Here is a 14,339-nt window from a genome sequence, read left to right as displayed (position 1 = left end):
GCGCCATCATGCTATGATTTCCATTTTTTACAGGGTTTTCCGCCATGAATGTCAGCGATATCTTACGCATCAAAGGCCAGGGACTGTTTACCGTCACACCTGATGACCCGCTGCAACACGCTGCTGCCGTCATGGCTCAAAACCAGATCGGCTCGCTGGTTGTTGTATCGCATGGGGCCGTTGTCGGCCTGCTGACCTTCCGCGAACTGATCAAAGCCCTGACCGAACACCCTGAACAGTGGTCACACATGCAGGTGCGCACCGTCATGGACGATGCCCCGCTGACCTGCACGCCACAAACCAGCATGGACGAGATTGAGCGCGTCATCATCAGCGGCAACTATGCCCGCTACATGCCCGTCATGGAAAAAGACCAGCTGGTCGGGCTGATCAGCCTGTATGACGTGGCCAAAGCCGTGCTGGAAGCCAAGGACTTTGAAAACAGCCTGCTCAAGGCCTATATCAAAACCTGGCCGGAAGAAGGCTGAATCTTCGGCAGCCAAGCCCCAGCCCCCAGGCGATATCACACAACATTCATTACACAACATGCACCCGCCGCCCGTTTTCAAATAGCCAAAGGCAAATACTGCAGCGCGTTTGACCGGGGTATGCATCCGGATGAAAGAAAAACAGGCGCGCTTTGTCTAAAAGCCCCTGGGTTACACACCCGTATATTTGCGTCTTACAAATAGCCTAACATTCTTAAACACTGTGCCAATGGCGGCTCATTCTCTTCAACTTTTTCGGCGTCAAACCCGTTTTGTACAGAAAAAGATTTGCAAGCCTCAAAATAAGCTTCTGCCGCTTTTTTCTCATCTTGGGTCACCCCGACAAGCCCCTGCGCATAATGCCGTCCAATCTGAAACAGGGCCGGCAAATAACCACAGGCTGCGGCTTTTTCCCACCATAAAAGGGCCTGGCGTACATCTTTTGAAACACCCATTCCTTTCATGCACCGCCACCCTGCTAAATACATGGCATCAACGTCTCCCGCATTGGCTAAGCGCTCAATATCAGGCATAGCGCTGTCTTTATGTAAAGGCTGCGTATAAACCGGCAACGGCTCATCTCGTTCAAATTCAAAGAAACATGACACATACTCTTGCACTGCACCTGAAAACCAGCAGGCCGCTTGAGCATAATCTGCAGGCCTTTTTTCTCCATCTCCCAGATAGTAGCAAGCCAGAACAACTTTATGTCCATCAGGGCCGTCATCCTCATCGTCCAATTCATCGGTGAGCCATTGCAATGACTGTAAACGCTCATCCTGCGTACCATAATCAGAGGTGAAATAGATAATAAATAAAGCCAGCTTAGCCTCTTCATCACCCTGGGCGGCTGCGGCCTGAAAATACGCCACGGCCTGGGCCTTGTCAGGCACACAACCGATTCCCCACCATGTCATTCTTCCTAATAATTCAAGGGCCTCTTGCGTGTATTTGAACCTCTCAGATTCGTCGGTAGGAAGCTCGCATTGCCGTATCAGGCGTTTTAACCAATACACCGCTTTTTCATGGTCAATCTGGTCATGGCCATGCTCATCCAACCCTGAAATAAAATCTGAAGCATAAATCTGGGCCAACGTATACTGCGCATCAGCATGTCCATGCTCTGCTGCCACAGTAAAGAGTGTGGCCGCTTCGTTGAACTTTTGATTGAGTTCCTTTTTATCATCCGTTGACAAACCCTGCTGGTAAAAAACAGCGCCTTGTTCAAACGCCTGATGGGCCTGCCTCTTTGCTCCCTCATTATGGGTATCGGTATGTGTAACCACTGTTATCTTGTCCTCCCTGATTCTTTAGACTCTTTCAATAGCGAGATATTTTCAGTCTCTGCAAAATAGCATGGCTAAACATACCATTTTCTGAAATTAAAGGGTTTATATATCGCGTACCAAATCAGAAAAACTGCATACGCAAAATTCATTTGGAATCTGGCAACCGGGTGATCAAAACCCTCATGCAACCCAAACTTTATCAGTCGTTTTTACAGCGGCCATAGCCTCTGTCAAAAATTTCATTGCCCTGCCGCATTGCACGAGCCAGGCATGTCAGCGCCGCCAATCGGATACCCCCATTGCCCAAGCAGGGCAGCCAGTTCATCATGGTAATTCACGCTCCGGTCGGCTTCGGTTTCCATCGGCCAGCGCCAGTGCCCCCTGACGCTCAGGCGGTGCATATCCACATACAGTTCACCGTGCAGATCGCCAGAGAGATCCTTGACCACAACCCGCATCTCATCCGGCATGTCTTGCAACGCCTCATCCTGAAGTTCAAGCAACGTGATTTTCACTTTGCCCTGCTGCTTTTCCAGACCCGTGATGGTTTTTTCATAAAAATCGTTTAATACCACGGACGGATCGCGATGGCGCCGGTACCAGCGTTTCAGCCTGCTCAGCGTGCCTGTGGCCAAAGGCTCAGCGCTCTTTGTGCCAATACTTGTGCTCGTTCCTGTGCTTGTTGTGCCTTGAGCCTCCGCTGATCGCAGGCGCTCTGCAACTTCAGCCTCTGCCGCCTTGAGTCGCAACCAGAAACGCTGCGTGGCCTGTTCTATGTGCTCCCGGTCGGCATCCTGCTCCAGCAGATATATGGCCTCGCCCGCAAGCAGATCCAGCAAGTGCGTATCCGTTTCATGGAGGGCATCTTCTTTGTACCAGCGTGCAATGTCCAGCGACACCACTTTATGCCTGGCCCAGGGGTTCACGATGACCTGCCGGGTATTGAGTCGGTTAAAAACACCTTGCGTTGGCGCAGACAGTATATGGCTGAAAAAACGGCTCAGAGCACCGACCAGCTCCGCCTCATTGGCCGCCTGGCACACCACAAAATCAATCGCTCCAAAAAACGGCCGCATAAATCACCTGTTGGCAAGCATTATTCCCGGCAGTGCCATGCGCCCCCAGCCTGGTCGAAATCCATCACGATGTGCCGCTATCTTCAAAATCCGCATCATGTCTTTGATCATACTGTGCCCAATAAGCATCCCAGTTGTCATCCTGCGGACATGGATCTATCTGTCCTTGCTGACTTTCATCTGCATGTGCCAAAAGAATGTAACGATCCCAGTTTTGGTCAAGCACCAGAACCACAATCCAATACGGCTTTAAGATGCTTAGCGGAGAATTTCCCTCCTCCACCTGAGCCTGCAGCTCGTTCCAGAACATGCGAACATTGTCAAACTGCTGGCCTTTAAAAAAGAGGTTAAGGAACTCATCTTTCGCGTCATATTCACTGGCCTCAAACTTTAACTCATGACTTTGGGCCAGCCGGTCCAACGCTTCGAGTACATCAGCATTTAATGACTGATGTACCTGAATACAAATATCATAATCCATAGCACTCATCTTCAAAATCAGCTTTTCCCGGTAGAACCATACCCGCCGGTGCCACGTGCAGTCTCCTGCCCGAACTCATCCACCACCTGAAACTGAGCCTGTACCACCGGCACAATCACCAGTTGCGCCAGGCGCTCAAACGGCTGCAACGTGTAGGCAGTCTGGCCGCGGTTCCAGGCCGCAATCAGCAACTGCCCCTGGTAATCGCTGTCGATCAGCCCCACCAGATTGCCCAGCACAATACCGTGTTTGGAACCCAGGCCAGAGCGCGGCAGAATCACTGCGGCCAGCCCGGGGTTGCCGATGTGAATGGCCAACCCCGTGCCGATCATCTGCGTGGCGCCGGGCTCCAGTGTAACAGGCGCATCTATGCAGGCATGCAGATCCAGCCCGGCGCTGCCGGTTGTGGCATAACGCGGCAGATAGTCTTTCATGCGCGGGTCAAGCAGTTTGAGTTCAATGGGGGCCGGGGATGCATTCATGTTCATAACTTCCAATCTATATTCTGTAGCAGCAACAGCCATTGTTGCTGCTGATCAATTTTTAAAATTCGGTCTGTGACAAGCGGGTAAAACGGGTATTAAGCGGTTTTCTGTGCGTTGACCCGCTGCGCTATTTCAGCCACCAGTTGCCGCGCCAGCGTCAGTTTATCGGCCCGTACCAGTTCTTTCACGCCGTCATCATCCACCAGCAGCAGCACATTGTCGTCCTGCCCGAAAGTGGCCGGCCCCAGGTTGCCGACAATCAGCGGAATATTTTTCCGCTGGCGTTTCTCCCTGGCATGGTGCAGCAGGTCATGGCTTTCAGCGGCAAAACCCACGCAGTAAGGACGCTCGGGCAACGCTGCAACGCTTGCCAGAATATCGGGGTTTTCTTCCAGCTCAAACTGAGGCGCAACACGGCTGCCATTCTTTTTGATTTTGTAATCGGAGGTTTTGGCCGGTCGCCAGTCGGCCACTGCCGCAGTCGCAATAAAAATATCATGCGCACGCACACAATCCATCACCGCGTCAAACATCTGCTGAGCGGTCTGCACATCCATACGCTGCACCCCCGCCGGGGTGTCAAGCACCACCGGGCCTGCCACCAGCGTTACATCGGCACCGGCTTCGCTGGCTGCGCGTGCAATGGCAAACCCCATTTTGCCGCTGGAATGGTTGGTAATGCCACGTACCGGGTCAATCGGCTCAAACGTCGGCCCGGCCGTAACCAGTACACGCCGCCCGGACAGCACTTTGGGCTGAAAATAGGCCACCAGGACATCCAGCATTTCCTGTGCTTCCAGCATCCGGCCCTGACCGACTTCGCCACATGCCTGCGCACCGGAAGCAGGCCCCATGATGATGGCACCATCCTGCACCACTTGCTGCACATTGCGCTGGGTTGCCGGGTGCACCCACATTTCACGGTTCATCGCGGGTGCCAGCAACAGCGGGCAGCGTTCCGCAGGGCGGGCCAGGCACAGTAAAGCCAGCAACTCTGAGGCACGCCCAGCGACCAGCTGCGCCATAAAATCAGCCGAAGCCGGCGCCACTACAATGGCATCGGCCTGGCGCGTCAGGTTGATATGCGCCATGGCGTTATTCTGCCGCAGGTCCCATTGCGAGGTATACACCGGCCTGCCCGACAGCGCCTGCATGGTCATCGGTGTGATGAACTGGCACGCCGCGTCGGTCATCACCACCTGTACGGTGGCCCCATTGGCTTGCAGCAGGCGGCATAATTCAGCCGCCTTGTAAACAGCCACACCGCCTGTAAGACCCAGAACAATATGTTTGCCTTGAAGGTCACGCATCTTCTTCGCCCATCCTTTTGGTCATGCTCTCAACCCCGCAGTATGCCATGGTTTACGTCCATTGGCCGCAAAGACTGGCAATTCAAATACAGGCATTCTGCAAATAAAAAGTGCTTTTGAACACATGCTGTTCCCTCAACGCATCATGGCAAACACCCGGTGGCAGTCACAGAAGCTGAATTTCATACATCATGTAGAATGAATTTTATGCCTGATCATAGCGCCCGTTACACCCTGGCACACGGGTGTGGCAGTTGATGATCTTTGTCTTTTTATATACGGTACCACCTATGAAAAAACTGTTTTGCTCCATTTGCCTTTGTTTACTGATGCCGCTGACAGCCATGGCCCAGGCAAACGGCAATACGCCAAATGAGCCGGACACTCCGCAGCTTTTGCGCACCCTGCTGCAACATGATACGCTGGTCATTACAGGCCACCCGTCCTGCAAGAGCGTATTCATGTCTGAAGGGCAAAGCACATTGGGCGAATACCTCTATGGGCTGCTTGGCCTGTTTGAAGAGCCGGGCAACAACCTGATCAGAAAAGAGTGCCTGCAGGCTGAAAACGGCGAAAGCGGCATCTGGCATTGCAGCCTGATGTTTCAGCACAACGAGCCCGACAATGAAGTGTTTTACACCTATGGCGTGGAGTTTGACCTGAATGATAAACAGGAACTCATCACCAACTCGCTCACCTGCCCAGGCGCCGGCTGATCGCAGCTCATGGAATCAATAAAGTATTTTTAACACTTGAGCGCAGAAACCGGCAACAGGCTGGCATGTACTTTTTTGCATGTCAGCGTTCCTTGCAGCCCATAATTTGAGCTCAGATGAACCTGAATGCCATCGGGGTAGTTGCGAAAATCGAGTTGGAGCAACTCATTTTCCGCCTCCCACGGTTCAAACCCGCCTGAGCCTATTTCTGTCATGTTGATGCGCAAAATCTGCTCAAACATGCTCAGATGAATATCCAGCACCACCTGATGCGCATCCGCTGAAAACGCCACAATCTTTTCATAATGGCAGGCAGGAAATATTCGGGTCACTTTCATCACCTTGTCTGCACCGTCTACAGAGGCAAGAAAAGAAAATAGCAATTCAAATGCAATATCGCCCTGCATTTCGTCTTCATAGCCGCGGGACATATAAAGCTGTGCCAACCGGCCCTGAACCTTTTGTACAGTGGCAATGAACTTTCTGCCCTCTGAGCTCACCACCCACAGAAGGTCTCCCTGCTGCCAGCCAGGTTCAAAATCATGCTTTCCGTGCAGCTCGTAAAGCCCGGTTTGCACTTCATGGATAGTGGTTACATTCTGCCTAAAAACAGTCTCATGCTGCTGCTTCATTGCCTGCCTTCATACGCTCATGAAAAAGGGGAAGGATTTCACGCCTTCCCCTTATCTTATAACGTCCTGACTCAACCGACGTTTATAACCGTTCACTCAACCACGGCGTCACGCTTTGCAGCGCAGAGCCCAGGTGTGCCGGCTCAGTGCCGCCGGCCATGGCCATATCGGGCTTGCCGCCGCCTTTGCCGCCAACCTGCTGCGCCACCATGTTCACCAGTTCACCAGCCTTGACCTTGCCGATAAGGTCTTTGGTCACCCCGGCCGCCAGTTGAATCTTGCTGCCCTCGGTGCTCGCCAGCAGGACCACAGCGCTGCCAAGCCGGGCTTTGAGCTTGTCCATGGTTTCACGCAGAATCTTGGCGTCCGCCCCATCGAGCGTGGTCACCAGCACTTTCACGCCCTTGACATCACTGGCCTGCTCGGCCAGTTCATCGCCCTGGCTGGCTGCCAGCTTGCTCTTAAGTGCCGCAATTTCCTTTTCCAGCGCACGCATGTCATCCAGTGTCTGCCCGATACGCTGCTGCAGCTCGGCAGGGGCCGCACGCAAGGTGGCCGCCGACTGCTGCACGGTTTCTTCCATGCTTTGCAGATAGTGCAATGCGTTCAAACCCGTAACCGCCTCAATACGGCGCACGCCTGCGGCCACACCGGATTCGGACACAATCTTAAACAGGCCAATATCACCGGTACGTTCCACATGCGTGCCACCGCACAATTCGCGTGAGGAGCCAATGTCAAGCACACGCACTTCGTCGCCGTATTTTTCGCCAAACAGCATCATGGCGCCGCTCTCTTGGGCTTCTTCTATCCCCATCAGGCGGGCATGCGTTTCCTGATTGGTCAGCACCTCGATGTTGACGCGGTTTTCAATGTCAATCATCTGTTCACGCGTTACCGGCACATCGTGCGAAAAGTCGAATCGTGTTTTGTCTGAATCAACCAGTGAGCCTTTTTGCTGCACGTGGCTGCCCAGCACCTCGCGCAAGGCCTTATGCAGCAGATGGGTGGCACTGTGGTTGCGCATGGTTGCGCCGCGCAGAATTTCGTTCACCTGCGCATTCAGCGCATCACCGATATGCAGCGCGCCTTTTTCCAGCACCCCATGGTGCCCAAACACATTGGCATGAATTTTCTGCACATCCAGCACGGCAAAAACCGCATCCTGCCCGCCTCGCAACATGCCCTGATCGCCCACCTGGCCGCCACTTTCGGCATAAAACGGCGTATGGTCCAGTACCACCACGGCATGCTGCCCAGCAACGACTTTGTCAACCGGTGAGCCTTCCACATACAGCGCCGTGACTTTGGCGCCCTGAACCGTGGTGCGCTCGTAGCCTTCAAATGTTGTGGGCACACCGCTGTATTCCAGTATCTTGTCCATTTTGAATTTGCTGGCCGCCCTGGCCTGCTCTTTCTGATGGTTCATCGCAATGTTAAAGCCGGCCTCATCCACTTTCACACCGCGCTCACGGCAAACGTCGGCGGTCAGGTCCAGCGGGAAACCATAGGTATCGTGCAGCTTGAACGCCACATCGCCTGAAAGCTCTTTCACGCCTGAGGCCAGTTCTGCTTCCAGAATGCCCATGCCGTCCACCAGCGTTTCATAAAAACGGTTTTCCTCGGCGGCAATCACTTCGGTAATGCGGTTGCTGTGTTCCACCAGTTTCGGATACGCTGCACCCATCTGCTCCACCAGTGCTGGCACCAGTTTGTAAAAGAAAGGTGTTGTACAGCCCAGCTTGTAACCGTGGCGAATGGCACGGCGAATGATGCGGCGCTGTGTATGCCCGCGCCCTTCATTGCCGGGAATCACGCCATCGGCAATCAAAAACGCGGCTGCACGGATATGGTCGGCAATCACTTTCAAAGACGGGTTGCTCAAATCCGTTGTATGGGTGGCCTGGGCAGCCGCCTTGATCAGAGCCTGGAACAGGTCAATCTCATAATTGCTGTGCACGTGCTGCATGATGGCGGCAATGCGCTCCAGCCCCATGCCGGTATCCACACATGGGTGTGGCAACTTGGTCAGCGAGCCGTCAGCCTTCATGTCAAACTGCATGAACACGTTGTTCCAGATTTCGATATAGCGGTCGCCATCCTCGTCGGGGCTTCCCGGCGGACCGCCAGCCACTTCCGGGCCGTGGTCATAGAAAATCTCTGAACACGGGCCGCATGGGCCGGTATCGGCCATCATCCAGAAGTTGTCCGACGCATAACGCGACCCCTTGTTGTCACCAATGCGGATCACACGCTCAGGCGGCAGGCCAATGTCTTTGGTCCAGATGTCATAGGCTTCGTCATCTTCGGCATAGACGGTAGCCCACAGGCGGTCTGCCGGCAGTTTGAATTCCTGCGTCAGCAGTTCCCAGGCCCATTGCAGCGCTTCTTTTTTGAAATAGTCGCCAAAACTCCAGTTGCCCAGCATTTCAAAAAAAGTATGGTGGCGCGCGGTATAGCCCACATTTTCCAGATCGTTGTGTTTGCCGCCGGCACGCAGGCACGCCTGCACCGAAACCGCCCGCTTGTAAGGGCGCACGTCGGTGCCCAGGAACACATCCTTGAACTGCACCATGCCCGAGTTGGTGAACATCAGGGTCGGGTCATTGGCAGGCACCAGCGATGATGTCGGCACAATGGTATGCCCGCGTTTGGCAAAAAACTCCAAAAATTTGGAACGAATCTCAGCGACTTTCATGAAAAACCTTTGGCTAACTTTCACATCGTTTTTATGGCGCAAACTTTTCTGGCATCAAAAGCCGGTTTTGACCGGCATTCAATTATGCGTAGCCTGATATTTGCGCGAACTTTTAATTATATTCCAGAGTAGGGAAACGCATCTGCACGCCTGCTGTAACGCCATATTTCGGAATTCCGTAGAAAAACAGGTGAATAAACGGCTAAAGCAAGCTTTGTACACATACAATTTTTCATAATTAACTTTGTGCTGCATTTCCCGGCACTTTCAGCCCAGGCCATGGGTTCATGGGCAGCAATTACATCGGGTGCAAGCACACCCACCATACGACACAGGAGCTGCGATGTTTTGCCCCCGTTGCCATAGCGTTCAACTTGCCGTTGCCCACTACCAGGATATTGAAATTGACCACTGCGAGCAATGTCATGGTATCTGGCTGGATAAAAATGAGTTGCAGAAAATCATCGAAAGGGAAACCGCTGACCGCAACAGTGATGGTGATGGCGACAGTTATGAAACTGATCTGGGCACAGACTACGCATCCGATGAAGCCGACACGTTGCCAACAGACCTTGACGGATCAGCCATTGCAGACATTGGTGAGGCAGCAGGCGGTGATATCTGGGATTTTTTAGGCAGCCTGGCCGATCTGTAACCCGAACCCAGCGGCAGCAGAGCATGCATTCCGTCCGGCAAATTTCCAGCAAATTCCGGCAGATTAACAGCTCTGTAATCACTGCCTTTTAAGCCTGCGGTGGTCAAGATTCTGCGATCGGCGTACGATCAAGGTTGAAGTCAACCATATTCAAAACCATTGTGTATCGTGCGGTCATGCGCCCATGGATGGAGCGCCCCCGTTGCCGCACAGACTTTCACGGCGGTTTGCTGTGCATCAAACCACTGCCTTCAAGCGTACGGCATGATCACCTTGCAGCAGGCACAGCCAGACAGCCCATCCGGTTTTGAAAAATATGGCGTACTGCATTCAATCAAGGAGTCATTATGAACACCCATGTATCGCCGCTCGCTTCGCTGAAAGACGGCTCTTTACTCAAAACCCAGGCTTTTATTGATGGCAAATGGGTTAGTGGCAATGAAACTTTCCCGGTCATGGACCCGGCAACCGGGCTCAAGCTGACGGATGTCACATCGGTTGACGCCAAAACCACTGCACACGTGATTGAAGTGGCGGACAAGGCATTTACCCAATGGAGCAAGCTCACCGCCAGTGAACGCGGCCAGTTACTGCACAAATGGTATGCCCTGCTGGTTGAAAATACCGATGACCTGGCCCGCATCATGACGGCTGAGCAGGGCAAACCTTTTGCCGAGGCCAAAGGCGAAATCAGCTACGGCTCCTCTTTTGTACAGTGGTTTGCCGAAGAAGGCCGCCGTGTTTATGGGGAAACCATTCCCACCCACGACAGCAACAAACGGCTGCTCGCTATCCGCCAGCCGGTCGGGGTGTGCGCTGCCATCACGCCATGGAATTTTCCGCTTGCGATGATCACGCGCAAAGTGGCTCCGGCGCTGGCTGCCGGTTGCACCGTCATCATCAAACCCGCTGGCGAAACACCGCTGACCGCGCTGGCTGCGGTGGAACTGGCTGCACGTGCAGGCATTCCGGCCGGTGTCATCAATATTCTGCCCACCCGACATTCATCCGAAGTGGGTGCCGTGCTGTGCGAATCGCCCACCGTGCGCCACCTGAGCTTTACCGGCTCCACCGAGGTCGGGCGCATCCTGATGAAACAATGCGCCTCCACCATCAAAGGGCTTTCGCTGGAACTGGGCGGCAACGCGCCTTTCATTGTGTTTGATGATGCTGATCTGGAATCGGCCGTAGCCGGCGCACTGGCAGCCAAATACCGCAACGCCGGGCAGGTGTGTGTATCACCCAACCGCTTTTATGCCCAGGCCGGTATTTACGACAAGTTTGTCAAACTGCTGGCGGAGAAAACCAAAGAGGTCAAGGTTGGCAACGGCTTTGAAGCCGGTGTGCAGGTTGGTCCGCTGATCGACGCCAAAGCCGTCAAAAAAGTCAGCGAGCACATTGCAGATGCCACCCAGAAAGGCGCGCGCGTGCTGGCGGGCGGCCAAGTCATTGAAGGCCAGTTTTTTGCACCGACGGTTCTGGCCGACATCACACCAAACATGATCCTCACGCAGGAAGAAACATTCGGCCCGGTCGCCGCTGTGGTCAAATTCACCGATGAGGCCGACGTGATACGCCAGGCCAACGCCACCATTTACGGCCTGGCTTCATATTTTTACAGCCGTGATATCGGCCGCATCTGGCGTGTAGCCGAAGCGCTGGAATACGGTATGGTGGGCATTAACACCGGTTTGATTTCCACCGCAGAAGTTCCGTTCGGTGGCGTCAAGCAGTCCGGGCTCGGGCGTGAAGGCGGCCGTCAGGGCATTGACGACTATGTGGAAACCAAATACCTGTGCATGGGCGATATCCAGTCGTGATGCTGCCTTAGCAGCAATGGCAAAGGGCGCATCATGCGCCCTTTTTGCTGTTCATGGCCTTATGTGATGGCCGGCCAGGCCTGGCGTGCACTCAATCATCAAACTGCCAGAACTTCCACCATGGTTTTGTCGGTGTTGTGCTGTCCGGCGGTATTTCGTTACCCTGTGCGTCAAAACAGGCGCCATCATCACCCTGAATCCGCGCCCCCAGCTTTTGCGCCAGTTGCCACATTTTGCCCATCACTTCCTGGTCCGGGTTGATCACCTGCACATTGCCGCTCACATACTCAAACCATACCGGCTGGCCGCCCGACTGGTTGCGTGAGTACGCCTGCCATGACGCCAGCCCCTGCGGCGCATCCGACATTTTTTTCCCGTGGTCGTCTTTCCACTGCCGGCTTCCGCCCAGGCGCATGTCCGGATCGCTCTGTACCAGCGTCACCCATTCATCCAGCGTAATGTCCGGCCCGCCCTGCTCTGACCATTGACCCCTGCGCGTAATGTGCACGCTGTAACTCATGAAAACCTCTTGCCTTGATACACAGAAAAAGGTATTGTACTTGCATGAACCTTCCATATTCATACCTCCCTTTTGAAAACATGTATTAATTCCCTGATATGAAAGTTTTTCTTGATGATTTGCGCACTCCGCCACCGGACTGGATTCTGGTAGCCTGGCCTGAAGAGGCCATTGCGCTGCTTAAAACCGGGCAGGTCACCGACATCAGCCTGGACCATGACCTGGGCGATGACGAGCGCGGCACCGGTTATGATGTGCTGCTGTGGATTGAGGAGGCTGTGGCGCTGCACGGGTTTCAGCCCCCCAGCATCACCATTCATTCAGCCAATTATTCGGCCCGCTCCAAAATGGAAGCAGCCGTGCAGAGCATTCTGAACATCAAACGCCAACTAGAGCAGCCCTGATAAAATCAGGCACTTTTACCCATAACCCATACAGCAAAAAGGAAAGCATCATGTCAATTGACCGCATGGACTGGCATTACGGCGGCGATTATCCTGAAGACCTGCCGGATGAAAATGGCGGCACACACATTGGCATGTTTCTGGCGTGGCTCATCCATCACCACCTTGAAAGCACTTTTTTGCAGGAAGAAGCTGCTGCAGAGCTTGACGCCGTACGCAGCCGGCAGATGACCGGGCGCGACTTTCTCATGCAAGTCTGCGACGAAAAATTCATCGAGGAAGACCTCAGTGATGAGGGGCTGGCCTTTACCCGCTTTTATTATGACAACAACAGCCCGAATGAAGGCTATATCGCCGATTATGAAAAGGCGCTCTCACGCATTCTGCCTTCGGTCTACCATGTGGAAGACAACTGGGAGAATTACGACCGGATTGAGCCTTACATCTCACAGGCTCACCGGGGCTGGAAAGCCGCTCAAAAAGCGTAACCGATCCGGTAAGGTAGTTCTTTAAACGGCTTTGGCGGCCTGTGCCGCCGGCTCAAACGCATCGCCCTGCCAGTCATCAGGCAACCCCTGCTCAGCACATTGCAGCCAGTTTTCAAACTGCTCCAGCGCCCACAGGGCAAACTGGGGCAATGCAGTGGGTACTGCCGCTTTTTTGTTGCTGAGCCACTCGTCCATGCTGCGCTCGCACACCTGTGCCGCCTGTGCCTGCGGCGCATGGCCCATAACCTGACAGGCGCCTTTGAATACATTAAACGATTGCCTTAAGTCCAGCAATGCATCGCGGTTGGCACCATTGGCCTGCAGTTTTTGCGCGCTATCGCGCCCTGTGGTGACGAGTAAATGCATATCCTGCCAGAACCGCTGTTGCTGCTCAGACTCGCTTACTACAGGCGTAAACACCTGCGTCGCATACAATTTGACCGGCTGTTCCGGCACGGCAAAATCGGGCAGTCGGGCCTGGTAGGTCAGTTCAAACAGCACACCTTCCAGTTGCTGCTGCACGCGTGCGGTCAGGCTGCGCCGCTCATCCTGCTGCGTCACCGGCATCGGCTCCAGCCCCACCACCAGCGCCTTGATGTCACCATTGCGGATAATGCGCCACAAGGTTCCCAGCATGCTGTCGGGCCCGGCATACACGGCGTCGCGCGACGGCCGCAGGCTTTGCGAGGTATGGTAGCGCAGCGCCACCGCCTGCACCGGGCACTGGGCCGCGATGGCGCCTTCAAACAGGCTCGCATGCAAAGGCAGCAGCCCGGCACCATTGTCCGTGGTGCCTTCCGGGAAAAAAGCCACGCAGTCGCCTTGCAGCAATGCCTCGCTGATTTCCCGCGACATGCGGATGGCATCTTTGATGCTGCTTCTTTTAAGGAACAAGGTGCCGGCATTTCTGGCCATGCGCCCGATCAGCGGGTACCCTTCCACTTCCGACTTGGCAATGAAACGGCACGGCGAACAGGCATACAACACCAGAATATCCAGCCACGACACATGATTGGAAACCCGCAGGCAACGCTGATCTGCCAGCGGTACGCCCTGCCGCTCCAGCGTCACGCCCAGAATGCCCAGAATATTGAGCGCCCAGCGGCGCATGTACTCCTGGCGGGCCGGGATATCCATTTTTTCAAAATGAAACAGGATCCTCCAGACCACTTTGAACATCGACCCCAGAACCAGCAGGATTTTCCACAAAGAGGTTAGCACCGGGCGCTTTTTATAATTCACTCTGTCCACTCATTTTCAACGACAGGCTGCATATT

Annotated in this window: 15 protein-coding genes; 6 read left to right on the top strand and 9 right to left on the bottom strand. The window is 54.2% G+C overall.

Annotated elements, in window-relative coordinates; genetic code table 11:
• The first annotated feature begins 44 nt into the window (after positions 1–44).
• Positions 45–488, top strand: a complete 444-nt coding sequence (locus tag AACY98_RS03675) for a CBS domain-containing protein (protein WP_339801745.1) — start codon at positions 45–47, stop codon at positions 486–488.
• 194 nt (positions 489–682) lie between these two features.
• On the opposite strand, the gene AACY98_RS03670 is transcribed toward AACY98_RS03675, so the two are convergent.
• The 5 genes from AACY98_RS03670 to coaBC form a co-directional block, all read right to left on the bottom strand.
• The gene (locus AACY98_RS03670) at positions 683–1,774 is read right to left on the bottom strand and encodes a tetratricopeptide repeat protein (RefSeq protein ID WP_339801742.1); all 1,092 of its coding nucleotides are present in this window, start codon (positions 1,772–1,774) and stop codon (positions 683–685) included.
• Positions 1,775–2,016: 242 nt separating this feature from the next.
• The gene (locus AACY98_RS03665) at positions 2,017–2,853 is read right to left on the bottom strand and encodes a hypothetical protein (RefSeq protein ID WP_339801739.1); all 837 of its coding nucleotides are present in this window, start codon (positions 2,851–2,853) and stop codon (positions 2,017–2,019) included.
• 64 nt (positions 2,854–2,917) lie between these two features.
• The gene (locus tag AACY98_RS03660; RefSeq protein ID WP_339801736.1) at positions 2,918–3,343 is read right to left on the bottom strand and encodes a hypothetical protein; all 426 of its coding nucleotides are present in this window, start codon (positions 3,341–3,343) and stop codon (positions 2,918–2,920) included.
• A gap of 8 nt (positions 3,344–3,351) precedes the next feature.
• Complete coding sequence (gene dut / locus AACY98_RS03655; RefSeq protein WP_339801734.1) at positions 3,352–3,816, bottom strand: dUTP diphosphatase; 465 nt, start codon at positions 3,814–3,816, stop codon at positions 3,352–3,354.
• Between the two features lie 98 nt (positions 3,817–3,914).
• Positions 3,915–5,129: a bifunctional phosphopantothenoylcysteine decarboxylase/phosphopantothenate--cysteine ligase CoaBC gene (coaBC, locus tag AACY98_RS03650; RefSeq protein WP_339801731.1), complete on the bottom strand. Its 1,215-nt coding sequence runs from the start codon at positions 5,127–5,129 to the stop codon at positions 3,915–3,917.
• A gap of 290 nt (positions 5,130–5,419) precedes the next feature.
• Here coaBC and AACY98_RS03645 point away from each other — a divergent pair, with 290 nt between their 5' ends.
• Positions 5,420–5,845 carry a hypothetical protein gene (locus AACY98_RS03645; protein WP_339801728.1) on the top strand — a complete coding sequence of 142 codons (426 nt, stop codon included), beginning with the start codon at positions 5,420–5,422 and terminating at the stop codon, positions 5,843–5,845.
• A gap of 29 nt (positions 5,846–5,874) precedes the next feature.
• Here the strand turns inward: AACY98_RS03645 and AACY98_RS03640 are convergent, their stop codons facing one another.
• A complete protein-coding gene (locus tag AACY98_RS03640) occupies positions 5,875–6,477 on the bottom strand; it encodes a hypothetical protein (RefSeq protein WP_339801725.1) in 603 nt (200 codons plus the stop codon).
• Positions 6,478–6,559: 82 nt separating this feature from the next.
• On the bottom strand, positions 6,560–9,175 hold the full coding sequence (alaS, locus tag AACY98_RS03635; protein WP_339801723.1) for an alanine--tRNA ligase: 2,616 nt from the start codon (positions 9,173–9,175) through the stop codon (positions 6,560–6,562).
• Between the two features lie 343 nt (positions 9,176–9,518).
• On the opposite strand from alaS, the gene AACY98_RS03630 reads away from it, so the two are divergent.
• Positions 9,519–9,830 carry a zf-TFIIB domain-containing protein gene (locus tag AACY98_RS03630; protein ID WP_339801720.1) on the top strand — a complete coding sequence of 104 codons (312 nt, stop codon included), beginning with the start codon at positions 9,519–9,521 and terminating at the stop codon, positions 9,828–9,830.
• Between the two features lie 347 nt (positions 9,831–10,177).
• A complete protein-coding gene (locus AACY98_RS03625) occupies positions 10,178–11,650 on the top strand; it encodes an NAD-dependent succinate-semialdehyde dehydrogenase (protein ID WP_339801718.1) in 1,473 nt (490 codons plus the stop codon).
• Positions 11,651–11,741: 91 nt separating this feature from the next.
• Here AACY98_RS03625 and AACY98_RS03620 read toward each other — a convergent pair whose 3' ends face one another.
• Positions 11,742–12,170, bottom strand: a complete 429-nt coding sequence (locus AACY98_RS03620; protein ID WP_126980925.1) for a hypothetical protein — start codon at positions 12,168–12,170, stop codon at positions 11,742–11,744.
• Positions 12,171–12,268: 98 nt separating this feature from the next.
• On the opposite strand from AACY98_RS03620, the gene AACY98_RS03615 reads away from it, so the two are divergent.
• Together AACY98_RS03615 and AACY98_RS03610 are read left to right on the top strand one after the other, a co-directional pair.
• On the top strand, positions 12,269–12,574 hold the full coding sequence (locus AACY98_RS03615; RefSeq protein WP_339801714.1) for a cyclic-phosphate processing receiver domain-containing protein: 306 nt from the start codon (positions 12,269–12,271) through the stop codon (positions 12,572–12,574).
• 50 nt (positions 12,575–12,624) lie between these two features.
• Positions 12,625–13,062, top strand: coding sequence for a hypothetical protein (locus AACY98_RS03610; protein WP_339801712.1), 438 nt, complete (start codon positions 12,625–12,627; stop codon positions 13,060–13,062).
• Positions 13,063–13,083: 21 nt separating this feature from the next.
• On the opposite strand, the gene AACY98_RS03605 is transcribed toward AACY98_RS03610, so the two are convergent.
• Entirely contained in the window at positions 13,084–14,304 is a 1,221-nt protein-coding gene (locus tag AACY98_RS03605; protein ID WP_339801709.1) for a lysophospholipid acyltransferase family protein, read from the bottom strand.
• Positions 14,305–14,339 lie beyond the last annotated feature (35 nt).

The organism is Saezia sanguinis (genome assembly GCF_963921665.1).
Taxonomy (GTDB): domain Bacteria; phylum Pseudomonadota; class Gammaproteobacteria; order Burkholderiales; family Burkholderiaceae_C; genus Saezia; species Saezia sanguinis.
Note: the sequence above shows the minus strand (reverse complement) of the source record. Positions and strands in the feature narration are given on the sequence as shown.